Consider the following 23,471-nt stretch of genomic DNA (forward strand, 5'->3'; position numbering starts at 1 on the left):
CCGCAGGCGTGGGGGCGGCCTGCCGGGATTCCAAGGCAAGCACGGTGGAAGAAGCCTGGACTAACATAGAGTTGACCAAAATGGCCAGATTGATAAACTCTATGTTATGCCAAGCACCCCCCAAGCCCTGCAGTCGCTGCCGCCGGCCGCCACCCAGGCGCTGCACACCCTGGGCGAAAACCTGGCGATTGCCCGGGTCCGGCGCCGGGAATCCCAGCGCGCCTGGGCCAAGCGATTAGGCATTTCGGTGCCCACCTTGATCCGGATGGAGCGCGGCGATCCCGGAGTGAGCGTGGGCATCTACGCGACAGCCCTTTGGCTGATGGGGCGCGTGAATGCCTTGCCTGCCGTCGCGGCGCCAGCCGAGGACAAGGGCGCATTGGAGAGCGACGTGCGCGGTGCTCTGAAGCGCCGGGCCGTCCGGTCCGCCGCTTCGGTCGAAGCCCGCCTCGCTCGTGGCACACGGCCCAAGAAGCAGGAGCGCTCATGAGTCTCGCGCGCAAGCCGGCAGCTTACAAACCGACCGACCAGCTTTATCTGTGGCTGGTCACTCAGCCGGCACAGCCAGTGCTGATCGGCGAGCTGCATCTGGTGAGGACCACGCGCGGCGTGTCGTTGCGGTACGCGCCGGAATGGTTGGAGCGAGGCTTTCCGCTCAGCGAAGACCTGCCGTTGATCGGCGAGGAGTTGCTGCCCACCGAGCCCGGTATCGCGATCGGCGCGGTGGACGATGCCCGGCCGGATCGATGGGGCGAGCGCGTCATTCGCTTTCTCGACAAGCCGCCGCGCTTGTCGCTGCTCGAATATTTGTACTTTGCCGGCGACGATCGTTTCGGCGCGCTCGGTGTCTCCACTTCGGCGGAGGCCTATCAGCCAAGGCAGCTCGGCCCGCTGCCGGCGCTGGGCGATACCGACACCATCCACGAGCTGATCCGCAAAGTGCAGGACAACGAGCCGGTGCCGGAATCGCAAAAACGTTTGATCTCTCCCGGCGTGACGCTCGGCGGGGCGCGGCCCAAAGCTTTGCTGGATATCGCCGGCGAGCAATGGGTGATCAAATTCTCGGATGGCGAGCCGGCGGACACGCCCTTGATCGAGCACGCGACCATGCTGCTCGCGCAGAATGCAAACATTCGTGTCGCGCAGACGCGGGCTGTGCGGCTCACGCACGGGCATGCTGTCGCGATCAAGCGTTTCGACCGGGAGCGAGGCGCGAGGCTGCACTGTCTCTCCGCGAGCGTTGCGTTGCGAGCCGCGGCCGAGCGATTCGGCTATCCCGAGCTGGCGCAGCTGCTACGCCGGCGCGGTGTCGTCGAGCAAGATCAGAACGAGCGCGACATGCACGAGCTGTTTCGCCGCATGGTGTTCAACATCCTCATCGATAACACCGACGATCATGAGAAGAATCACGCCCTGATCGCGACCGACGCCCAGCAGTATCGATTGTCGCCGGCGTACGATGTGCTGCCTTCCGGGCAGGCGCTGGGCTTTCAGCAGATGCGGGTCGGCGAGGACGAGGCCGATTCGACGCTCGCCAACGCGCTGTCGATGGCGCCGCTGTTCTCGCTGAAGAAAGATGCGGCGATCCGCCAGGTGCGCGAAGTCGTCGCCGTCGTGAACGACTGGCAGAAACATTACGCGGAATGCGGGGTGACCCGCGGCGACATCGCTCTGTACGCGGAACAGATCGACCGGCCGTTCCTGTTGGAGCAGCGGCAGGAATTCACTTCATGAACGACTTTTCATGGCGGCGGGCCCTCGACGGGGGGAACATGCCGACGCGTCATTCGTCCAAGCAGTACAGGCCCGATGACAGATAGGGTGTTTCGGAGAGCTTCCATGCGAGACGCGGCCCACACATCGAAAATCACGTTCCTCGCGGCGTGCTGCGGCGGTCTGCTGTTGCCGCTCGCGAGTCACGCCGAGGATTCAGCGCCGGTTCAGGCCGGCTGGAAGACTCAGGAGATCCGTTACAGCTATACCGGCTTCACCACCGCGTATGACTGCGATGCGGCCGAGGATCGGATCAAGGCAATCCTGCGGGCGCTCGGCGCACACGAGCAAACGCGCGTGTCCGCGCAGGGTTGTACGTTCAATCGCCCGTCGCGAAACTTTTTCATCACCATCACGACTGCGACGCCTGTGCCGGTGGCGGATCTGTCCAAAACGCCCGCTCAAACCAGTCGCGACGAGTTGCTCAAGCGGCTGGGCGTCGCGGCCGCGAAGCTCGATGAAACATTCCCCGCCGAATGGAAAACCGTCGAGCTGTCCCGCGACCGCAAGCTCGATCTCGAGCCGGGCGACTGCGAACTGATGGAAGGTCTGCGCGACCACGTCCTGCCGAAGCTCTCGGTGAAGATCCAGACCGATCGCGTGCAGTGCATCCCACGCCAGGTGTCATATTCAACACCGGAACTGACGGTCTCGGCGCTGGTGCCGATGGCGAACCCCGACGCGGCGGCCGCCAAGACAAAGAGCTGAGAGGCGCGACGATCGCAGGTATCAGGTGCGCGCTCGCGCGCTTCGGCGAGCGCGGGATTTCTGCGCGGGTTGCACAGAGAGTCGCAGGCCAAACGCTCGCAGAAGCAAGTCCAGTGTGTCCAAGCGCGGGTTGCCCTCCGCGGACAGCGTTCGATAAAGCGTCTCGCGCGACAACCCGGTCTTCTTGGCGAGCGCCTGAGCCATCCGGAAATCCGACCTGAGACTTTTAAGGTGGGGCTGCCGCGGGATATTCATCACCCGCGGCAGCAAACATGTGATATCAGCCGACCAGCTGAATCAGTTCCTTCTTCTGCGCGGCCGACAGCAGCGGGCCGTAGCCGGCTTTGAGATTGTCGGACTGGCGATCGGGCTTGCCGGTGGCGGGGATCACGGCCGTCACGGCTTCGTGGCTCAAGCAGAACTTGAGAAACATTTGCGCCCAGGAAGTCACGCCGACTTCGCCGGCCCAGCCCGGCAGCTGTTTGTCCCGGACCTGATTGAACAGCTTGCCGTCGTTGAAGTTGCGATTGGCGAGCACCGCGACGCCCAGGTCCCTGGCCATGGGGAACAGGCGCTCTTCGGCGCCCCGGTTGGTGACCGAATAGTTGATCTGCAGGAAGTCCGGCTTGGTTTCCTGGACTACATCGGCGAGCTGGTCGTGAGCGGTGTCCAGATAGTGGGTGATGCCGGTGTACTTCACTTTGCCCTGTTCCTTCAGCTCGCGCGCCAGCGCCAGCTGGGTCTTCCAGTCGCCGAGATTGTGGACCTGAAGCAGCTCGACCTTGTCCGTGCGCAGTGACTTGAGCGTCTTCTGGAATTGCGCGAGACCTTTGTCGCGGCCGACGACGCCGGACAGCTTCGTCGCGATGAATGCTTTCGGCCGCAGCTTGGCGTCGGCCAGCAGCGGGCCAAGGATGTCCTCGGCGTTGCTGTAGGTCGGCGCGGTGTCGATCAATGTCGCGCCGGCGTCGAAGAAGCGCTTCAGCACTTCTTTGAGCGCAGTGTATTCCGGGCTGCCCTGCGTGATTTCAAAACTGCCCGAGGTGCCCATGCCGATGGCCGGCACGCTCTCGCCGCTCGAAGGAATGGTTCGTTTCAGCATGGTGCGCTCACTTGCCGCAGCCGCCAGCGAGGACCAGGAGCTCGCGCCCAGGAGTGTCGATCCAGCAAGAGCAGCGCTGGACTGGCTCAGGAACTGGCGGCGTGTAGACATTGCAAATTCTCCTGTTGTGGAACCGCTAACGTTACTGAGCTTGCGGCACCCGAGGCAACAGCGCTGCGGTGGGAGGCCGCCGTCACGCGTCGGCGCGTGACGGCGTTTAGGTGTCGTTCAGTTCTTCAGCCAGCGCGCCAGCCAGCGGTCGACTTCGTTGAAGAACTGCCGGCTGTTCTCGCCTTGCAGGATCCAGTGATTCTCCTCCGGGAAGATCAGCAGGCGGCTCTCGACCCGCTGCCGCTGCAGCACGCTCCAATACTCGAGCGTGTTGTTCATCGGCACCCGGAAATCGCGCTCGCCGACCGTCACCAGCACCGGCGTCTTCCACTGGGCCGCATAACGGATGGGATTTTGTTTGTTCCAATCCACGCCCTGCTGCCACGGCGGACCGCCCATGTTCCGCTCGCGCGGATAGGCGATGTCGCTGGTCGCCCACTGGCTTTCCAGATTGATCAAACCGGCATGGCTGATCAGGCAGCGATAGCGAGTGGTGCTTGCCTGCATCCAGTTCGCCAGGTGGCCCCCGTAGCTCGCGCCGCCAGCGCATTGGCGCGTGCCGTCGATGAATGAATAGCGTGCGATCGCTTCATCCGCGGCTTGATTGATCTCGAGTGCCGGGCCTTCCAGAGGATCGCCTTGAATGGCCTGCGAGAACGCGGCGCCGAAACCGGTGGAGCCGGTGTAGTTGGTGAGCAGCACGACGTAACCGGGCGCGGCGAGCAAGTGAAAGTTCCAGCGCAGGAAGAACGTATCGCGCCACATGGTGTGCGGGCCGCCGTGCATCAGGACCAGCAACGGATATTTCTTCGCGGGATCGAAACCGGGCGGGCGGACGATCATGTTGTGGATGCGCGCGCCGCGCTTGCTGTCGAACCAGAAATGTTCGACGGGCGCCAGATCGAGCTGCGCCATCTTGTCCGCAGTGAAGCGCGTCAGTGCCTGATGATTGCCACGTTGCAGATCGATGCGCACGACTTCCGATGGGCTGACGGCGCTGTCGAAATTCGCAATCAACACCGGTGAGCCGGAGCGATCCGCGCCCACGAGATTGCCATATCCGCCGGCCTTCATGTCGAACGCGAGCGCCGCTTCGCCGCCGCTGCTCTTGCCGCGATAGATCTTCGAATGTCCCGCGTCTTCGGCGAGCAGATAAATGTCGCGGCTGTTGGGCGCGACCACGAAGTTCAGCGCGTCACGCTCGGCCGGCAATGTGACATCGGTGCGGGGGTTCAGTGACGGCCAATCGAAGGACGACAGATGCGTCGGGCCGAATACCGTCTTGCCACGCACTTCTCGAAGTGCATAAAGAGTGCGGCCGTCAGGACTGAACTCGGGTTCGCTCCAGCCATCGCCGCCCTTCAGTTCATCGCTGCCCGTCAGCCGTTTCGGCTCGCCGCCGCTGACCGCGACTTGCCACAGCTCGGTGTTGGTGAAATCGAAAGCGCCGCGGTTGGCGTTGCGGGAGGCGGCGAAGATCAGGCCTTCTCCATCGGGCGTCCACAGCAAATCCAGCTCGCTCGCGCCTTGCGTGCTGCGGCCATCGAAGCCCGGCTGCTTGATCATTTCGCTGCCGGCGAACAGATCGCGCGCGTCGTTTGCGCCGATCGTTTGCACGATGGCGTGCGGCTCGCGATTCTCCGGCAGCCACGTATCCCAATTGCGAATCGGGAAGCCCTCGTAGGCGCGTACCTTATATTTGCGCGCCTTCTCTTCCGCGACGATGCGCTTGCTGTCCTCGTCGTTGCGGCTTTCCGGCGGCACGTCGCTGGTGAATGCGATCCTGCGGCCGTCCGGCGAGAACTTCGGCAGGCGCGCGCCGGTGCTGATCGTGGTTGCTCGCAGCGCTTCGCCGCCGCCTGCGATGTCCAGGATATAAATTTGATTGACTTCGTCGCCATCGCGCTTCGAAGCGAAGGCAACGCGTTTGCTGTCCGAGCTCCACGTCATGCCTGATTCCGTTGCGCGCGTTTGTGTCAGCCGGCGCGGCGGGCTCTTGCCGTCCGTGGCCATCAGCCATAGGTCGCTCACCTGTTGATCGTTGGCATACGCCGGCTCGGTCACGCTGAACACTGCCAGCTTGCCGTCGGGGCTGACAGCCGGAGCGCCGACTCGCGGCGACAGCCACACATCTTCGTGTGTGATCGCCCGGCGCTCGGCGGCTTGCAGCGAGGTGCTCGCCAGGCCAATCACTGTCAATGCAATCGCTCGTGCTACGAAGCAAGTACTCACTAGCAGCAGCTCCTTATCGGTTCGGGCACATACCGTGCGGTAGTTTCAGCTGCCGATTATTACCGAATCGATGCTGCAGGTGCGCGGGCATTTGTTTATTCCGGCAGTAACCAGGCTCGGAAAGACTCCGTTGTCACGCGCCGGTCGAATCGAGCAATATGCCGCGCGTTTCACGGTTCAGCGGGAACCAGCAGGGATGCCGGTAGCGACATTGGTTGCTCAAAGACGAGGCTTCATATGGATGTGCTCTTGAGGCAGCTGCGTGGCCTGAAGAAATTATTGCGCCGGCGGGGCGCCACGCCGGAACAGGCGGAAGACCTGGTGCAGGAAGCGGTGCTGAGGCTGCACGCGTATACCCGCCAGGGCGGCCAGGTCCAGAACCAGGAAGCCTTCCTGACCCGGACCGCGATCAATCTGTCGGTCGATCAACATCGGCACGCCCGGCTCGACTGTTACGAGGCCGATCCCATCGAAGATCTCGAGCTGCCCGATCTCGAGCCCACCCCGGATGAGGTTTTTGCCGCTGAGCAACGTCTGATGAGGATGCGGGATGCGCTCGATCGCGCCAATCCCAGGACACGGGAAGTTTTCTTCATGCATCGTCTCTACGGCTTCAGTCACGCTGAGATCGCGCGCCGCTTGCGGATCAGCGTCAGCGCCGTGGAGAAGCATGTTGCGAGCGCCGTCACGATTCTCGCCATCGAACGACAACGGGAATGAGCCCTACGGAAGCATCAACCAGCGAGCCTGTGCCGCCGGAGCGACTCGCCGAAGCCAGCGTGTGGATCGCGAAGCTGCACGGTGACGCTCGGGGCCGCGCCGTCGAAGATGGCCTGCGCCGCTGGCTGCACGCGCATCCTGAGAATGCGCGCGCGTTCGAACTGGCCACCGAAGTCTGGGAAGAATCGGAGAAGCTGCGCAGCGTCGTGCCCTTTCGCCCGCTGACTCACGTCGAGCATCGGCCGCGTCGGGGTGGAGCATTACTGGTCGCGTTCGCCTGCATGCTGACGCTGGCCGTCGTCGGAATCGTTTGGTTTCAATACGTGGGTGTCGTCGCCACTGCGGTCGGGGAGCAGCGCCAGTTGGTACTCGAGGACGGCACTCGCGTATTTTTAAATACGGACACGCGCATCGTCGTGAAATACGACGACACGGCGCGTCGGGTCGAGCTGCGTCGGGGCGAAGCGTTGTTCAACGTGGCCAAGCGCAGCGACTGGCCTTTCATCGTGGTCGCGGGCGATCGGCAGGTGAAGGCGCTCGGCACTTCATTCGTCGTGCGCAAGGATGCCGAGCGGCTCGCGGTGACGCTGGTGGAAGGCAGCGTGCTGGTGACGCCGGTGCTGCCGTCACTGCCCGAGCAGGTCCAGCCAACGATCGATGCGCCTGGCGCGATCGAGCAAACACCTGCGACGACTGCCGAAGCTGGCGGCGGCCAGTTCAAGCTTGCGGCCGGCCAACGGCTCACGTTCAGCGGCGGTGCGGCAACCAAGCTCGATACCCCTTCCATCGACAAGACGACGGCATGGCGCCGCGGCCAGGTCATATTGGATGACACGCCGCTGCAAACTGCCGTCGCCGAAATGAACAGATATAACGAAACCAAACTGATCGTGACCGATCCGGAGGCCGCCGCGATTCCCATCAATGGTTTATTCCAGGCGGGCGACTCCACGCACTTCGCCAACGCTGTCGCACAAGCTTATGGTCTGACAGTCACCGCGCGCGGCGATGAAATAATTCTGTCTGGCAAACCCGTTCAGTGAGGATTTCCATCGGCTGCAACGTCGAACTAACGATGTGTCAAAAATCCTGACGTTTGCTCAGGACCTGGGGATTGGGGATTCATCGGTTAGGAGATCACTTTGAGCATGAACAATAGGATGTTTCATAGCAGCGCTCGCCACGCGCCCCGCGCCGCGACGCTGACAGGGAGTGTGCTGGCCATTCTCGCTACCGCAGGCAACGCTCAAGCAATGACTGAATGGGATCTTCCCGAGCAGCCGTTGGCGAAATCGTTGCGGGAGATCGCCGCTCAGACTGACAGCAACATCATTTTCGACAGGAAGCTGGTCAACGACCAGTCGGCGCCGCCGCTGAAGATGAAGGCCACGACCGAGCAGGCATTGAAACAAGTGCTGGAAGGCACCGGCCTGACTTATCGCCATCTCGACGACAAGACCGTCACGATTCAGCTGGCGAGCACGGATCCTTCGATAACCACCAGCGCCAGCTATGGCGCCGATGGACGCATTCGCCTGGCTCAGGCACAAACCGGCGAGGGCGCCGGTCCGCGGACGCGTATTGTCGACGGCAAGCCGCTGCTCGATATCGAAGAGATCATCGTCACCGGCACCAACATCCGCGGCATCGAGAACAGCACGGCGCCTGTGATCGTGCTGTCCAGGGAGTACATCAATTCCACTGGCTTCAGCACCACGACCAAGCTGATCGAATCGCTGCCGCAGAACTTTGCGCTCGCGAATCAGAGCGGGCTGCAGGCGAACGGTACGGGGCAAGTCAGCAGCGTCTCGGAACAGGGTTCGTCCATCAACCTTCGCGGCATCGGCGAAGGCACCACGCTGGTGTTGTTGAACGGCCGTCGATTGGCGCCCGGCTTCAGATCCGCTGCCGCCGATATCTCTTCGCTGCCGTTGACCGCGATCGAGCGGGTCGAGATCCTGACCGACGGTGCTTCGGCGATCTACGGTTCCGACGCGGTGGGCGGCGTCGTGAACTTCATTCTCAGAGAAGACTTCGAAGGCGCGGAAACCCGGCTGCGCGCCGGCGCCGCCGACGGCACCGATGAGTACCGTGTGAGTCAGGCGCTGGGCAACTCCTGGGATTCGGGCAACGTCCTGCTGTCCCTGGAGTATTACAAGCGGGACGAGTTGCTCGCGAGCGATCGTGACTACATTCCCGCCAATGTCGTCGCTCCAGGGCTGTTGCCGGAAGACGAGAATTACTCGGCCGTGTTCACCGGTGAGCAGCAGCTCTCCGGATCGATCAGCGCATTTGCCGACGTGCTCTTCTCGCAGCGCGATAGTTTCAATCGGGCAGGGCGCGTTTCGCCCCTGTTCAACGAAACGCCCAACGACGTGGACAATCCCCAGCTCAACGCGACGCTGGGGATGAACTTCGGGCTGGGTGGGGACTGGCAGCTCGAAGTGTCCGGCTCGTATGGCAGCAACGAACTCGAAGTGGTACGGGGAGGGGGCGCCGTGGCAGTGAGTTCGTTCGATTCGAAGTTCGAGAGCGAGGCGGCCAGAATCAAGGCGGACGGTACGGTGCTCGGCTTGCCAGGCGGCAACCTGCGTATGGCCATCGGCGCCGACTATCGTTCGGAGACTTATGAGGACCTCACCACGGTCGCAGGTGGCATCGTCACCAACAGCACCGACACGGATCAGGATGTCAGTTCGGCGTTCGCCGAACTTTACATCCCGCTGGTCGGCAGTCCCAATGCGGTGGCCGGGGTGAACGCCCTGGAAGTGTCGCTGGCTGGACGCTACGACGACTATTCGACCTTCGGTTCTTCCTTCGACCCGCAGTACGGCTTGATGTGGGAGCCGGTCGGCGGGTTGCGCCTGCGCGCGAGGTACGGCACCTCGTACAAGGCGCCGAATCTGGTCGAAAACACCTTCGGCACCAATTCCGCCGCGGCAATTCTGGCGCAGGACCCGCTGTCGCCGTTCGGCTTCAGTTACCAGCTGCAGGTTGTCGGCATCGACGTGGATGCCTTGCAAGCGCAGGAGTCGACCAGTTCCTCGTTCGGCCTGGAGTTCACTCCGGAAGCGATCAAGGGGCTGGCCGTGAATCTCAACTACTACCAGATCAAGTATCGCAACCGGATCACCAATCCGCCGTTGCCTACGGTATTGCTCGGCGATCCGGCCTCCTTCGGCAGCCTGTTCATTCGCAATCCGACGGTCGATCAGGTCAATCAGTTCATCGCCATCGCGCAGCGCGGCCAGCTGGGCTTCATCCCGCTCAGCCCGATCGACTTCACCTTCGATCCGAATTTCGACCCGGCGTCGATCGAGGTCATCGTGGACACCAGGCGACGCAACCTGAGCCTGGTGGAAACCAACGGCGTGGACTTCTCCACGCGCTACGATTTCGCCGTCGGCTCGTCCAATGTCGCCCTCGGCATCGACGCGACCTACGTGCTGCAGATCGAGCAGCAGATCACCACTACCAGCGCGCCATTCGAAACGGACGATACATTCGGCAATGCGCCGAATTTGCGCATGCGCGCGATGGCCAGCTGGCAGCGCGGCGGCTGGAGCGCGAATACGTTCGTGAACTACACCGATTCATATACGGACAATCGATTGATCACCACCCCGGTGTCGGTCGACGCCTATACGACGGTCGATGCGCGCGTGGCCTATTCCTTCCCGACGGGGTCGAGCAGCGGTTTCCTGTCGGGAGTGACGGTGGGCGCCAGCGTGCTGAACCTGTTGGATGAGGATCCGCCGGGCACGCAGGTTCTGTCCGCTCCGGGCGCGCCGAGTTTCGACCTGGGCTTCGATCCTGCCAACGCGAGTGCGCTGGGCCGGTTCATCTCGCTGGAGTTCACCAAGACGTGGTAACTGGTTCTGGTTGGTTGCTTGCCATGTCGCTGTCGCTCCAGGCCGTCGCAATGACGGCCTGGAGCCAGTCCTCAAACCACCAAGGCGCGTCGCTGACCATCCCGCAGGTCGCGCAGGGCCCGAAGCGGCTCATCACGACGGATGATCTCATCGCGTTGCGCGACATCGATTCCTTCAGCCTGTCGCCCGACGGAAAAAAATTCGCGGTGCTGATACGGCAGGCGGATCCGGTCGCGAACGGCTATCGCACCGGATGGTTCATCGGTTCGACCGACGATGGCGCGCTCACGTCCGCAGGTGATGGCGGCGAAGCGCGGCTCATGAGAATCATGACCGGCCGATGCGGAGGGGACCTTGTCGGCTCCAGCAGCCGCTGGTCGGCGGACGGCCAGTGGATCGCCTATACCGTGCAGCGTAATGGCGAGATACAGCTCTGGCGCAGCAGCGTGGACGGCAAGATTCAACAGCAGCTCACTCACAACGAAGCCGACGTGCGCGATTTCGCCTGGAGCGAGGACGGGCGCACCCTGTTCTTTACCGTCGGCAGCACTCGCTCAGCACAGCGCGCTCGCGAGGAGAAAGGTGGTCGCGATGGGTTCCCGCTGCAAGAGTTTCAGTGGTTCACCGAAATGGTTTATCGGGCGACGCCAGTGGGACCTATCGAGACGGATCTGACCGTCTGGGCCGTCGCCAGCGACGGCCGCGACGAACGTCCGGCGGATGCCGCCGGGAGGAAACAATTCGAAGAGGGCCTGCGGCGCGGGTATTCCTGGGGACGCGACTACTCGCAAACGATGAAGGTGGAGGACTTTGGCGGCTCGGGGGCGCCGCCGGTGGTCGGCAAGAATGGCGTTCGGGCCTCGCTGGTCCGCGTCGACCCTTCGGAGCGCGGTTTCTTGCCGAAGCTGCGTTTGACGGCCTCGTTGCGGCCGGACGGTTCGCAGCCGATCGCGTGTAACGCGGAAGAGTGTGTCGCGCAGATCTTTTCCAAAGTCTGGTGGAGCCCCGACGGCAAGCAGGTCATTTTCTGGCGCGAAGAGGGCATCAATTTCAGCGACCAGGGAATCTATTCCTGGACCCCCGCGAGCGGCGTTGTGAAGCCGTTGAAGCGCGCCTCGGGGGATCGCTTCAAGGAATGCGAGCTGCTGGGTCAGCGCCTGATCTGCGTGCATGAAACGCGACTTCAACCGGCACACATCGTCAGCATCGACACTCGTTCCGGCCGCACTTCGGTGCTGGCCGATTTCAATCCCGAGTTCAAGAACCTGCGCCTGCCCAAGGTCGAGCGCTTCGAGTGGGATGCACCACCCGACACTGTGCGACTGGGCTATTCGAAGCGGGCTTACGGTTACATCGTGTATCCGCCGGACTTCGATCCCAATAAAAAATATCCCGTGCTGATCGCTCCTTATGGGGCGCAGGGTTTCATCCGCGGGGACGTGGGCGACGAGCAGCCGATGCTGGTCTATGCGGCCAACGGCTTCGTCGTTCTCGACACAGCTTTTCTGTTGCCCTTGGGCGATATGGGGGCCGCCGACGGGGGCACCCTGTACGAGAAGATGTTTTCTGCCGAGCATGGGTTTCCCCACATGACCATGCTCATGGAATCGACGATGCGTGGCTTGGACGCGGCTGTCGCGCGCGGCTGGGTCGATGAGACTCGCGTGGGCATGGGGGGATTGAGTCAGGGAGCGATGGCGTCTCTGTATGCGCTACAGAAGCTTGATCGTTTGTCGGCGGTGTCGGTGAGCGGGCCGAGTTTGTCGCAGATCGATGTATATCTCGAGACGAGTTACGGCGCCGAGATTGCAAAGCGAATTGGCGGTGGCGTGAAGCGGCCTGAAGCCGCCGAGTACTGGGCGCAGATCGATCTTGCCGACCACATGGATTCGATCGAGGCGCCGATCCTGATGCACATCGCCGATCGGGAGGCAATTGGGATCATGCGCCTGCAATACCGGCTCAGCGATGCACGGAAGCCTTACGAAGCATTCATCTTTCAGGACGAATATCACCAGAAGTGGCAGCCCGCGCACCGCTACGCAATCTACAACCGCAATCTCGACTGGTATCGGTTCTGGCTGCAGGACTACGAAGATCCGAGCGCGGAGAAGGCCGACCAGTATCGACGCTGGCGAGCGCTACGCGAGCTGCAGTGTCTCAATCCGCGCGCGCTCCGGGCCTATTGCGCTGACAACGATAAAGAGTGAGCTGCGACGGCGGTCTGCACGGTTCCGGCCCATTTCTGTAACCAGGCTTCCGCCGTCAGATAAGACAACAGGATGGGGGCAGGGACCGTGAGCGAAGGCTCCGGCGCGGCGAGGCATGCATCGAGCCGGCCACGGTCCAGATAGCCCTGTTCGACCAGCAGGCCATCGAGCAGCCGCTCGCGAAGCAACGTTCTATTGCGCTTGACGATTTGCTGATAGAAGGAACTGCCCGATCCCTTGACCTGGCGTTTGCGGATCTCGGCAGGCAGCAGATCGGCGAAAGCGCGCCGTGCCAGCCCGCGGCTGATGCCCCCGGCGAGCACGGTGGTGGTCGGAATCCGCAACATCGTCTCCCACACGGGCTGGGAGTTCAGCGGATCGATATGGTCCGTGCTTCTGCCGCTGTCGAAAACGAAATCGTACCAGGCCGACCAGGTCAGGCCTTTGGCGTGATCTTTCTTGCCCGGCGGCAACGAGGAGCGCGAGATTCGTTTCGACAGCTCGCTTTCGAAGTCCTGATTGCTCAGGCCCGCGGTGAGCTCGGCGTTCACCAATGTGGGTAGATTCAAAATCGCGAAAGGACTGAGATAGGGACGACGCAGCAAGCCGTGGCGCACGGTCTTGCCCAGCACGGACCAGACCGAGTCCTTGCTGAGCCGCGAGGTCGCCAGGATCTGTTCCCAGAGGCCGGACCTGAAGCCGTGCAGATACGCCTGATCCATGGCGGGCAAGGGCTGCACCGTGGCTTGAAAAATCGAGTCGCCCGCCTGCCCCGAAAAGAACGCCTGGGTATCGCGGCTCCCGATGAGGTCGAGCAGGATGTCCTCCTGCTCCATCACCGTGAAATACAGGTTGGGACTCACCGTCGGCGCGGTATCCCAAAGCCGCGTCAAGTCCATGACGAGCGCTCGCTGCCGTTCGATCAGCTCGGTTCGCCATCGTTCGGCCACCAGGCGCGCGAAGTATCTTTCGTCTCCGCTGCCGACGATCGCGCGAATCTTGTCCGCGGTCCGCCGGTCGACGCCGGCAATCGCCACCTGCTCGTGGCCCGAATCGATGTCGATACAAACGTTCAGATAACTGATCCGTGCCGCTGACGGCACGTGCGCGAGACATCCAGCGATGATGGAAGAGTCGAGTCCGCCAGAAAGCCGCAGCGTGATGTTCTCGTAGCACGAGGCCCATGCATTGACAGTGTCCTGTACCGTTGCACGCAACGCGCTTGCGGCTGCATCCAACTGCTCGAGATCTGCGGCGCTCGCGATCGCGATCGGATCCCACAACACGGAGCGCGTCATGCGTCCCTGGGAGAATGTGAGGCGATCTCCGGCCGGTACGGGCGCCACGCCTTCGAGGCCGGTCGCTTCGAAGGTCAGATTGCCGAACATCAGCCAACGAGCGAGATACTGACGATCGACTGAGTAGCGAAGTGGCAGCAGACGAGCGCAATCTTCGATGTGAGAAAAGAAGATCTCGACGCCTTTGAACCGCATGTGATAGCTGGGCATGTTGCCAAGCGGATCGCGGAACACGTGATACCTGGCCGCGGTCACGTCATGAACGATGGCGAAGTAGGTGCCCCAGTAGCGATCGACCAGTTGCTGGCCGCCGCTATCGATGATTTCGCTTGCCGCCGCGCCATCGAGAACGATCTGGCGCATGCTCGTGTAGTCGCCATGATGACGGTCGAATATTCTGCCGAGCACCACGCCGCCACCGTGCGGCAACGGGTACGCTCCGGCCGCGTCGCGCCGCATTCCAGTGTGCATCACGAACATGCCGGATGCGTCGCAGGCGGTGACCCACGCAGCGGGTTTGGTGCTGCTACTCAGGCCGAACGATTGAAATGTCCGCACGCTCTCGAGATTGAGCGGATCCCAGAGCAGGGCGAGATAGCGCTGCATGGCCGTGTCCTTGGCTGATGCTCCGTGCCTGGCTTCAGACCGTCATGATGGGCGTGAAGCCGGCCGCCGTTTCCACGTCTTCGTTGAAAATGAATTGCCCCTGCTGCACCCAGCAGTGCGCGTTCCAGGGTTCGAGCCGGACCGCGAACATCCAGGTGGGAAAAATCCGGTAGCGGGCGAGAAATTCGAGCAGGGCGAGCGAGTCGAAGAGGCAGAGATAATCGCGCGGGAACAAAGTTCTGAGCGTCTGAAACACCGCGGTCAGCTCGCGCGCCGCGTCGATGTCGAACGTACCGTTCGAGTTGTAACGGGCTTTGCGCAGCTCCACGGCTTTGACCGTGTGCTCGATCCGCTGCCAGCGAAGTCGTGCCGCCGCGGTAGTGCACGCGGCGATGAACTTATAGAAATGCGAGACGCGCAGCCGTACTCGTGGCACGGACTCGGGATCGATCAAGGGTTCCATCGCTACTTCCGCCTGTGTCGGGCGGATGCTCTTGCCCTGTCTCGGATCGGTGACCAGCAGCCCACCCGCCAGCAGTTCCTGCAAGGCATCCGCGGCTTCCGGCCTCGACTCGTCCAGTCGGCCGCTTGGAGCGAGCGCCCGGAGGGCCGCCGCGGTCGCTCCGTTGATGAGCATGTAGTCGTCCTGCTTCAGGTCCAGAAACACCAGGTCATCGCCGCGGCTGCAAAAGTGGACGTGCGGCGGAAGGAAGTATTCGGCCATGATCAACCTGCGTGAGAATGCCACCCTCTGAGCAAGAGGCGCGCTGCTCTCGAGCAGCGCGCCCCACCTCTTTGTTGGCAGTGCCAACTGAGGTTTACACCGGATAGATAGGCATGCCGGTCGATTCCGAGGCAACGACAACCTTCACGCCCTTGGTTTCTTTAGACACTTTTCCCAGCTTGATCATGTTGCTACTCCTTTGCTTGCTCGCCACCCGTCATGTGATGGCGCGCAGAGGATGTTTGCAAAAGTCATCCGGCTACAAGCCCCCCGGCGCAGCTCGTGAGGTTGTCCGGGCGGAATATACGAACCGTTGGACACGTATCGCGTTCGAGTGTCGGAGCGTATTGCAGCGGGATGTATGCACGTGTGCATCGGTGCGCTGCCAAGGTCAAAAGTCTGACAGCACGTCTGGTTGCGACGTTCACCGCGACGAAATTTCACGTTGCCTTTGAGGGTTGACCTATCGCGTCCGGACTGGCTCCGTGCACCGGGGGTGCTTCGCGCTCCACTGCGGCGGGTGACAGTCTTTGATTATTTGCATTCACTCGCTCGCGTTTACCGCCGGCCCGGTCTGTGCTACCAATGATTGGCTCTGATGCATCGACAAGGAGCGATCGATGTCAGCCCAGCCCATCGACGATCAGGACGTCATCGGTCAGTTGCCGGCGGGTTTGCAGCAATGGCTGGCGCTGGAACGCTTTCATCTGCACAAGGTGGATCTGTTCCAGAACAGGTCCCGCGATCCCGCCTTCGATCCGCGCTACCTGCCCCAGAATTGCGGCGCTTTCAGGTTGCCCTGCTTCTGGGTCCGTCGGAAGTATTTGCAGATCTATGGCCGGCAGGCGGCGAACGGCGGCGAATTGCAACTGTTCTCCGGCCATGGGTTGGACGAGCGCGTGCTGTTGCCAATTCATCCCTCGTCATTGGATCACTACAGAAAGTTCCTGTCGGACGTGGATGCCGTGGAGGCGTCGAAGCAAGGCGTGTGCATCTGGGCCGTGCCGACTTCGAGCACCAGAACGCTGTTGGCATGGCAGGATCGAGCGCCCGGCACCGCGCTGTTCGTCAAGACCTCGCTGCAGTCCCCGATGTTCGGGGACCGACGCTTGTATCTGAGGACAGTCGGCCGCAGCGTGGGCTTCTCCGGGCTCATGCAAAGTGCACGAGCGGACCTTCCGGCCACGTTGGACTATCTGTCGGAGTCGGTGGGTTTTGTGCCGCGCTCGCTGCCGGACAGCGGAGCCATCGTTCGCTCGATACCCGAAGAGATCAAGCAGGGCCGGATCCTGGTCGCACCGTTGTTTTCATTGCTGGGGGGCGATGGCGGTCACGTGCCACTCTTGCTGACTCTGCTCGAACGCAGCGGCATGCCGCCACGGCAACTGGTGGAAGAGATGCTCTGCGCTCCATTCGCCCGGTTGTGGTTGGACATGAGCATGCGTCTGGGTTTGGTGCTGGAGGCTCATGCTCAGGATCTCATGCTGATGCTGGCCCCGGACCTGACTCCGCTGGGCCGCTTTCTTTATAGAGATTTCGAGGGGCTGCAGGTGGATTGGGAGTTGCGGCGGCGGCGTGGACTGCGGTCGCCGGCTGACATGCCGCACGCCTGGTCCTGGCGCGAGACCTACAACACCTGGGGTTATCCTTTCAGCGAATTCGTCTGGTACAAGTGGCGGATCAGCCTGTTCAACTATCTCTATTTCATCCTCGCCGACGTAGAGACGTCACTGCGCGAGTGGCGCGAACGCGGGCTGATCGACGACTGGCAGTGTGAGCCGGACGAGGTGACCCTGATCTTCTCCCGTCACCTGTTCGAGGCGCTGGAGGAGATGTTCGGCATTCGAGTAAAAACGGAATACAACGTTTATCGACACCTCAACCGATTCTTGATGCTGCTGCTGGATGTGCGGAAAGAATTGCTCGGCATGAAATAACGGCTGCTGTGCTAGCACGAAAGATGTGACGTTTGCTTGAGGTTTTTGCTGAGCTGCCACGTCTGAATAAGAGATTGCCCGGCGCGAGCCCGGAGCGCGCGCACGACTCGGAGTCTCGATTCAGCCCATATAGTGGTAAGTAGCAAGGTCCGGCCAATGAGCACGGCAGACGCCATTCATCCCACGCCTGTTTCCATGCCCGGCCTGGCCGCCCGAGTCTTGGCAAGCCTGTCCTCGTCCACTCGGGAGGAGCTTTGCGAGCACGCCGCGGACTGCTCGTCCCGGCTGCGCGCTACGTTGGAAACCCTGTTCGTGAACCGCTTTGGCGGTCACCACGAGGGGTTCGAGCGGCTGCGGTTTCTGTTCTTCGTGGCGCCGCTGGTGCGCCGGCTGGTGATCGGCTCGGCCAATCTGAACCATCGGGTGCGCGGCACCGACGTGACCTTCGCGGACGTGAAAGCGTGGCTCGCCTGGCTGGACGCCATGGATCCGCTCTGTGCCCGGATGATCGATCTGCGCTACTTCGCCGGCGTCAGCATCAAGGAAACGGCCCGCTTGCTGGATCTGCGCCCCGACGCGGTGGTGCGCGAGCTGCGCTTTGCCCGGGCGTGGCTGAACATCAAGGTCTCCTGATCGTAACGACCGGTCTTGTAATCCTTCCGCCCAGGGCCATCTAATCCGGCTCTATATCGTGACCGCTGCATTCCCGGGTGCATGCGGCTGGAGCGGATTCCTTGCGACGCGGTTTCTCGATGATGCTGGGCCTGCTCGGCCTGTTGCATGTCTACATTGGCGTGCGGCTATTGCCGGCGCTGTCTCTCGGTGTGCTGGGCCAGGTCATCGGTGGGCTGCTGCTGGTGGCCTCCTGGATCCTGATTCCGATGGGCCTGACGGCGCGCTCGAGGCAGACGAATAGCGATGGCGCGGATGGCCTGGTATGGACCGCGCTCATCGCGATGGGGCTGTTCTCGTCGTTGTTCGTGTTCACCCTGTTGCGGGATTTAGCTTTGCTGGTCGCGGTGTTGTTCACGCAAGCGGCGGCTACCGCACGAGTGCAAACCACGTCCGCATGGATTGTCGTTAGCGCCGCGGCGCTTGCCACGCTGATTGGATTTATCAACGCTCGCCGCGTTGCGCGTGTCGTTCACGTCGATGTGCCCATCGCCAATCTGCCGCCGGCATTGCGTGGGTTCTCGATTGCGCAGATCAGTGACATTCACGTTGGGCCGACGATCCGTCGCAACTACGTCGAGGGTATCGTCGCGGCCGTGAATCGACTCGACGCCGATGCGATCGCCACCACCGGCGATCTGGTCGATGGCAGCGTGCGGGAGCTGGCCTCGCATGTAGAACCGTTGGCGCAACTGCGCGCCAGATACGGAACATTCTTTGTCACTGGCAATCACGAGTACTACTCCGGTGAGCGCGCGTGGACGAGGGAGCTGAGTCGCCTGGGAATGCGGGTGCTCATGAACGAACATGTGGTCGTCGATCACAACGACGCGAGGCTGGTGATCGCGGGCGTGACGGATTTCAGTGCGCATCACTTCGATCCCGTGAATCGTAGCGATCCAGCGGCGGCGCTCGCCGATGCGCCAGCGGATGTTGGAGCAAAGATATTGCTTGCGCATCAGCCACGTTCGGCGCCGCAAGCCGCGGCGGCCGGCTTCGATTTGCAGCTTTCCGGGCACACGCACGGCGGGCAGTTCTGGCCCTGGAACTTCTTCGTTCGCTTCCAGCAGCCGTTCACCGCGGGATTGGATCGGCTCGACTCGCTGTGGGTCTACACGAGCCGAGGCACAGGCTACTGGGGGCCGCCGAAACGTTTCGGCGCGCCGTCGGAGATTACGCGCATAAGGCTGATCGGCGCGAGCTAGGACCGCCCCGGGTACATGGATGTACCCCGCCGCCAGCGGCGGCGGCGATCGGCAAAAGTCGCGCCTTTTGCCGACTCGCACGAGGGTCGTGGCAGGATGCCCGATCCCTCGTTTATCTTGTCGATTGGCGAATCATGAGCTTCGCCGGAATCGTGTAACTCTGCACCGGCTCGTCCTGAATCAACGCGAGCAAACTTTCCACCAGCAGCGTCGCAGCGGCCTTCGTATCCTGTTGCACGGTCGTGAGGCTGGGATTGGTGAAGCTCGCGATGGGAATGTCATCGAAGCCTGCTACCGCCACGTCCTGCGGCACACGCACTCCGCGATCCACCAGTGCGCGCATCGCGCCGATTGCAATCAAGTCGCTCGCGCAGAACAACGCATCGAATGAAACACCGCGCTCGATGAGCGCATTCACCGCGTCGTAGCCGGAGCGCTCGGTCGTGAACGCGTCGATCTGCAGCCCGGGTTGCACCGGCGCGCCAGCGTCGCGCAGCGAGTCCGAATAGCCTTTGTATCTTTCCAGGAACTCCGGATAGTGTTCCGACGCATGCCCGATGAACGCGATGTTGCGTCGGCCTTGTTCGAGCAGATGCCGGGTCATGTCGCGGCCGCCCTGGAAGTTGTCGCAGCCGATCGTCACGCCGGGCTGCCCCGGCAGCACCACGCCCCAGCGCACGAAGTGCGTGCCTTGCTCGACGAGCAGCTCCAGACGCGACACGTACTCCAGATAGTCGCCGTAGCCCAGCAGGATCAGGCCGTCGGCTTTCTTGCTGTCCTCATATTCGACGTGCCAGTTGCTGGACAGCTGCTGGAACGAGATCAGCAGGTCGTAGCCCTGCACGGCGCAGGCGCGGGTCAACGAGCCGAGCATGGACAGGAAGAACGGATTGATCAGCGAGTCGTCCTGCGTCGGGTCTTCGAAGAACAGCAGCGCCAGCGTGCCGGACTGCTGATTGCGCAGGTTGGAGGCGTTCTTGTCGACCTTGTAGTTGAGCTCGTGAGCGATTTGCAGGATGCGCTGGCGCGTCTGCTCATTGACCGTCGGGCTGCCGCGCAGGGCGCGCGACACGGTGGGCTGCGACACACCGGCCCGATAGGCAATGTCGAACGACGTGGCTTTACCCTTACCGCGCATCAGGCCCCCTAGGTCAGGGGCAGCATCGTACCGCTTCAGCCGCGGTCCTGCAGATAGTGGCTCAGTGCGCGGCTTGGCCCGCGATCCAGCTCTCGAGCACGTTGAGGCCCGCGTCCACCAGCACCAGATCGGCGCGATAACCGGGCTCGATACGGCCCAATTCGCGATCCAGGCCGAGGAACGTGGCGGGATACAGGCTGGCCATGCGGGCGGCGTGCGGCAAATCCAGGTCGAGCATTTCCAGGGAGTTGCGGACCGCGGTCGCCATGTCGATGTCGGAGCCGGCGAGGCGGCCGTTTTCGTCCACCAGCATGTTGTCATAAGCCACCGAGATCGGCCGGCCCTGCAGACTGAACGTCTTGTTGGGCGCGCCGACGGTCGGCATGGCGTCGGTCACCAGCATGAAACGATCCCGGCGCTTGCTGCGCATGGCGATCTTCAACACGACGGGATCGACGTGATGGCCGTCGACGATGATTCCACACCAGCTGTTCTCATCGTCCAGCGCCGCGCCCACCGCACCCGGCTCGCGGCCGGAGAGTTGTGACATCGCGTTGAACAGGTGAGTGAAGCCGGTCAAGCCATGGTCGAGCGCGGTACGGATTTCGTCGTAGGTGCCGTTCGTGTGGCCGGCCGAGACGATCACGCCCGCATCGGCGAGCTTGCGAATGATTTGCGGCGTCGTGCGCTCGGGCGCCAGCGTCACCAGCGTCTTGCCGCCTTTGAGTGACGTCAACAGTCCCAACGCATCTTCGTTGAGCCAACGCAGCTTGGTCTCGTCATGCACGCCCTTGCGTGCTTCATTCAAGAACGGGCCTTCGATGTGGATGCCCAGCACGCCCGGCACACCAGCCTCGATCGCATCTTGTGCCGCTTTCACTGCACGCGAGACCACATCGAGATCGTCGCTGATCAGCGTGGGTAGAAACCCGGTCGTGCCGAAACGTCGATGCGCACGACCGATCTCTCGAATCGATGCGACGCTTGGATCGTCGTTGAACAGCACGCCGCCGCCACCGTTGACTTGCACGTCGATGAAGCCGGGCAGGAGTGTCTGACCACGCAGATCGTAAGTGGCATCGGCGCGCCACTGGGAATCGCTCGACACGATCTGCTCGATGCGCGCGCCCTCGATGAGCACGACTTGATCCTCGACCCATCCCGAGTCGCGCAGCAGGCGGCCATTGACCAGCGCGAGCGTCATCACAGCGTCTCGGTCACTTTGTTCAGATGCGGCGGACGATCGGGATCGAAGCCGCGCGCCGGCGCGAGCGATGCGATCATCCGATAGAAACTCTGGACCATGAGCAGCGGCTCGATCACCGCATGCGCAGCGACGGTCGGCAGGGGGATCGAACCTGTCACTCGCGGACCGGCAATCAGTACGTCCGCGCCGCGTGCGACGAAATCGGCAGCGAGCTTTTCGACGCCGCTACGGCTCTCGTCGTCCTGCGACAGCATCAATACCGGGAAGCCACGTCCGACCAGGGCCATCGGTCCATGTTTCACTTCGGCCGCGCTGAACGCTTCGGCATGCAGGCCGCAAGTCTCCTTGAACTTCAACGCCGCTTCCTGCGCGACGCCAAGCCCGTAACCACGGCCGACCACGAAGAGATTGTTCGCCCGCTGCAATATCGGCACCGCCGCGCTCCAGTCGAGCTGCCAGGCCTGCTCGAGTTGCTCCGGCGCGTGCATGAGCGAGTTGATCAACGATTGATCCGACGTCCAGCACGCCACCAGATGCACGATGGCGCTGAGCGACGCGATATAAGACTTCGTTGCCGCGACGCTCGTTTCCGGCCCGGCGCTCAACGGAATCGTGTGATGCGCCAGCTGCGCGAGCGGCGAAGCCGGCGAGTTGCACAAGGCGATCACGCAGGCGCCGTTACGCTTGGCGTTCTCCGCGGAGGCGAGCAGGTCGGGACTCTTGCCCGATTGTGAGATCACGAGAAACACCACGCCGCGCAGATCCGGCTGCGCGTCGTATAACGAGCTCATCGAAGGCGCCGCCGACGTGGTTAGCAGTTTGGTGTGCGACTCGATCAAATACTTCGCAAATGTCGCTGCATGATCCGAGCTGCCGCGTGCGCAAGTAACGACTGCGCGCGGACTGATTTCTCTCAACAGGGCGCCGATGCGGCGCACGTTGACCGCATTGTTTTCCAGCTGTCCGCGCACCACGTTCGGTGCCTGCGCGGCTTCGCTGAACATGCGGCTGTCCGTTCCCATGGTCATGAGGAGGCGCTGAGCTCGGCGACGAAATCATAGATGTCGCCGCGATAGAACGATTGTGAGAATTCGACGGCGCGGCCGTCCTTGAGAAAGCCGACGCGCTCGACCAGCAAGCCTGCGTCCTTCTCTTGCGCTTTCAACAACTGCGCCTGCTCGGCCGTGAGCAGAACAGCACGCAATCGCTGCAAGGCGCGCACGGGGCGGTTGCCGGTGCGTTCCAGGGCTTCATACAAGGATGTCTCCACCGCTTCGACCGACGCCAGGCAGTCGGCCAGCACCGTCGCATACTCGATCGCCATCGGTGCGTCGTCGGCATAACGAATTCGACTGAATCGATACACGGGCGTGCCCGGGCTGGAGCGCAGCGTGAGCGATTCGCCTGGAGTCACCGTGCCGGCCGCGCGATCGAGCCAGACACTACGGGGCTTGCGTCCGCGGGCGCGCATGTCTTCGGAGAACGAGGTCAACTTGGCGAAATTCTTTTCGACTCGATTGGTAACGAACGTGCCGGAGCCTTGCTTGCGAATCAGCAGGCCTTCGTCGACCAGTCCGTCGATGGCTTTGCGCACGGTGATGCGCGAAACGTTCAGCTCTTCGGCGAGATCGCGCTCGGGCGGCAACGCGTCGTCGGCGCCGAGAACGCGGTTTTCGAGCGCGAGTCGCAACTTGCGTTGCAGCTGCTGATACAGCGGCAGGGTGCTCGCTTCATCGAGTGGCTGCAGATGCTCGGAGAGTGGCGTCAAACCGAAGGTCCTCGCGGCTGGATCGGGCTGTTGTGGTGCACTTCTAGGGTAGCAAGATGCCATCGGAATATTACCAATGCAATACCAATAGCCGAGTGGTTATGCCTGTGTGAACCTCTAAACCGCTGTATTTTCATTGAAAAACTCTATTAAAAACTAATGGTACTAACTAGGCTTGGCTTTTTGCT

19 protein-coding genes are annotated in these 23,471 nt (G+C 62.3%); 10 read left to right on the plus strand and 9 right to left on the minus strand.

Annotated features, from left to right (window positions below; translation table 11 throughout):
* Positions 1–106: 106 nt before the first annotated feature.
* The 3 genes from GYH35_RS26600 (at position 107) to GYH35_RS26610 (ending at position 2,481) form a co-directional block, all read left to right on the plus strand.
* Positions 107–490: a helix-turn-helix domain-containing protein gene (locus tag GYH35_RS26600; RefSeq protein WP_161813251.1), complete on the plus strand. Its 384-nt coding sequence runs from the start codon at positions 107–109 to the stop codon at positions 488–490.
* Positions 487–1,734: a type II toxin-antitoxin system HipA family toxin gene (locus GYH35_RS26605; protein WP_161829985.1), complete on the plus strand. Its 1,248-nt coding sequence runs from the start codon at positions 487–489 to the stop codon at positions 1,732–1,734. The genes GYH35_RS26600 and GYH35_RS26605 overlap by 4 nt, the downstream gene beginning before the upstream one ends.
* 105 nt (positions 1,735–1,839) lie before the next feature.
* Complete coding sequence (locus GYH35_RS26610) at positions 1,840–2,481, plus strand: hypothetical protein (protein WP_161813253.1); 642 nt, start codon at positions 1,840–1,842, stop codon at positions 2,479–2,481.
* A gap of 21 nt (positions 2,482–2,502) precedes the next feature.
* Here the strand turns inward: GYH35_RS26610 and GYH35_RS26615 are convergent, their stop codons facing one another.
* The 3 genes from GYH35_RS26615 to GYH35_RS26625 all read right to left on the minus strand — a co-directional run bounded on the left by GYH35_RS26615 (position 2,503) and on the right by GYH35_RS26625 (position 5,926).
* The gene (locus GYH35_RS26615) at positions 2,503–2,736 is read right to left on the minus strand and encodes a helix-turn-helix domain-containing transcriptional regulator (RefSeq protein WP_161813556.1); all 234 of its coding nucleotides are present in this window, start codon (positions 2,734–2,736) and stop codon (positions 2,503–2,505) included.
* A 25-nt stretch (positions 2,737–2,761) separates the two neighbouring features.
* Positions 2,762–3,694 (minus strand): aldo/keto reductase, encoded by a 933-nt coding sequence (locus GYH35_RS26620; RefSeq protein ID WP_161813254.1) that lies wholly within the window; start codon positions 3,692–3,694, stop codon positions 2,762–2,764.
* Between the two features lie 117 nt (positions 3,695–3,811).
* Positions 3,812–5,926, minus strand: coding sequence for a S9 family peptidase (locus tag GYH35_RS26625; RefSeq protein WP_202624736.1), 2,115 nt, complete (start codon positions 5,924–5,926; stop codon positions 3,812–3,814).
* Between the two features lie 237 nt (positions 5,927–6,163).
* Between GYH35_RS26625 and GYH35_RS26630 the strand changes: the two genes are divergently transcribed.
* The 4 genes from GYH35_RS26630 to GYH35_RS26645 all read left to right on the plus strand — a co-directional run bounded on the left by GYH35_RS26630 (position 6,164) and on the right by GYH35_RS26645 (position 12,728).
* Complete coding sequence (locus GYH35_RS26630; RefSeq protein WP_129642453.1) at positions 6,164–6,646, plus strand: RNA polymerase sigma factor; 483 nt, start codon at positions 6,164–6,166, stop codon at positions 6,644–6,646.
* Entirely contained in the window at positions 6,643–7,689 is a 1,047-nt protein-coding gene (locus GYH35_RS26635; protein ID WP_161829986.1) for a FecR family protein, read from the plus strand. The genes GYH35_RS26630 and GYH35_RS26635 overlap by 4 nt, the downstream gene beginning before the upstream one ends.
* A gap of 105 nt (positions 7,690–7,794) precedes the next feature.
* Positions 7,795–10,518 carry a TonB-dependent receptor gene (locus tag GYH35_RS26640; protein WP_161829987.1) on the plus strand — a complete coding sequence of 908 codons (2,724 nt, stop codon included), beginning with the start codon at positions 7,795–7,797 and terminating at the stop codon, positions 10,516–10,518.
* A 23-nt stretch (positions 10,519–10,541) separates the two neighbouring features.
* Positions 10,542–12,728: an Atxe2 family lasso peptide isopeptidase gene (locus GYH35_RS26645; protein WP_161829988.1), complete on the plus strand. Its 2,187-nt coding sequence runs from the start codon at positions 10,542–10,544 to the stop codon at positions 12,726–12,728.
* Here the strand turns inward: GYH35_RS26645 and GYH35_RS26650 are convergent.
* A complete protein-coding gene (locus GYH35_RS26650; protein ID WP_161829989.1) occupies positions 12,701–14,632 on the minus strand; it encodes an asparagine synthase-related protein in 1,932 nt (643 codons plus the stop codon). The two genes, GYH35_RS26645 and GYH35_RS26650, sit on opposite strands and share 28 nt — an antisense overlap.
* A 34-nt stretch (positions 14,633–14,666) precedes the next feature.
* Positions 14,667–15,356: a lasso peptide biosynthesis B2 protein gene (locus tag GYH35_RS26655; protein WP_161813259.1), complete on the minus strand. Its 690-nt coding sequence runs from the start codon at positions 15,354–15,356 to the stop codon at positions 14,667–14,669.
* A 620-nt stretch (positions 15,357–15,976) separates the two neighbouring features.
* On the opposite strand from GYH35_RS26655, the gene GYH35_RS26660 reads away from it, so the two are divergent.
* The 3 genes from GYH35_RS26660 to GYH35_RS26670 all read left to right on the plus strand — a co-directional run bounded on the left by GYH35_RS26660 (position 15,977) and on the right by GYH35_RS26670 (position 19,170).
* Positions 15,977–17,293 carry a hypothetical protein gene (locus tag GYH35_RS26660; protein WP_161829990.1) on the plus strand — a complete coding sequence of 439 codons (1,317 nt, stop codon included), beginning with the start codon at positions 15,977–15,979 and terminating at the stop codon, positions 17,291–17,293.
* Positions 17,294–17,449: 156 nt separating this feature from the next.
* Positions 17,450–17,926, plus strand: a complete 477-nt coding sequence (locus GYH35_RS26665) for an ECF-type sigma factor (RefSeq protein ID WP_161813261.1) — start codon at positions 17,450–17,452, stop codon at positions 17,924–17,926.
* A gap of 119 nt (positions 17,927–18,045) precedes the next feature.
* Positions 18,046–19,170: a metallophosphoesterase gene (locus GYH35_RS26670; RefSeq protein ID WP_161830133.1), complete on the plus strand. Its 1,125-nt coding sequence runs from the start codon at positions 18,046–18,048 to the stop codon at positions 19,168–19,170.
* Between the two features lie 112 nt (positions 19,171–19,282).
* On the opposite strand, the gene GYH35_RS26675 is transcribed toward GYH35_RS26670, so the two are convergent.
* The 4 genes from GYH35_RS26675 to GYH35_RS26690 form a co-directional block, all read right to left on the minus strand.
* Positions 19,283–20,308 carry a LacI family DNA-binding transcriptional regulator gene (locus GYH35_RS26675; RefSeq protein WP_161829991.1) on the minus strand — a complete coding sequence of 342 codons (1,026 nt, stop codon included), beginning with the start codon at positions 20,306–20,308 and terminating at the stop codon, positions 19,283–19,285.
* Positions 20,309–20,369: 61 nt separating this feature from the next.
* Positions 20,370–21,512 (minus strand): N-acetylglucosamine-6-phosphate deacetylase, encoded by a 1,143-nt coding sequence (gene nagA, locus GYH35_RS26680; RefSeq protein ID WP_161829992.1) that lies wholly within the window; start codon positions 21,510–21,512, stop codon positions 20,370–20,372.
* Positions 21,512–22,543 (minus strand): SIS domain-containing protein, encoded by a 1,032-nt coding sequence (locus GYH35_RS26685; protein WP_202624738.1) that lies wholly within the window; start codon positions 22,541–22,543, stop codon positions 21,512–21,514. The genes nagA and GYH35_RS26685 overlap by 1 nt, the downstream gene beginning before the upstream one ends.
* A complete protein-coding gene (locus tag GYH35_RS26690) occupies positions 22,540–23,283 on the minus strand; it encodes a GntR family transcriptional regulator (protein WP_202624740.1) in 744 nt (247 codons plus the stop codon). Before GYH35_RS26690 ends, GYH35_RS26685 begins: the two co-directional genes overlap by 4 nt.
* Positions 23,284–23,471: the final 188 nt, after the last annotated feature.

Source organism: Steroidobacter agaridevorans (genome assembly GCF_009932555.1).
Taxonomy (GTDB): domain Bacteria; phylum Pseudomonadota; class Gammaproteobacteria; order Steroidobacterales; family Steroidobacteraceae; genus Steroidobacter; species Steroidobacter agaridevorans.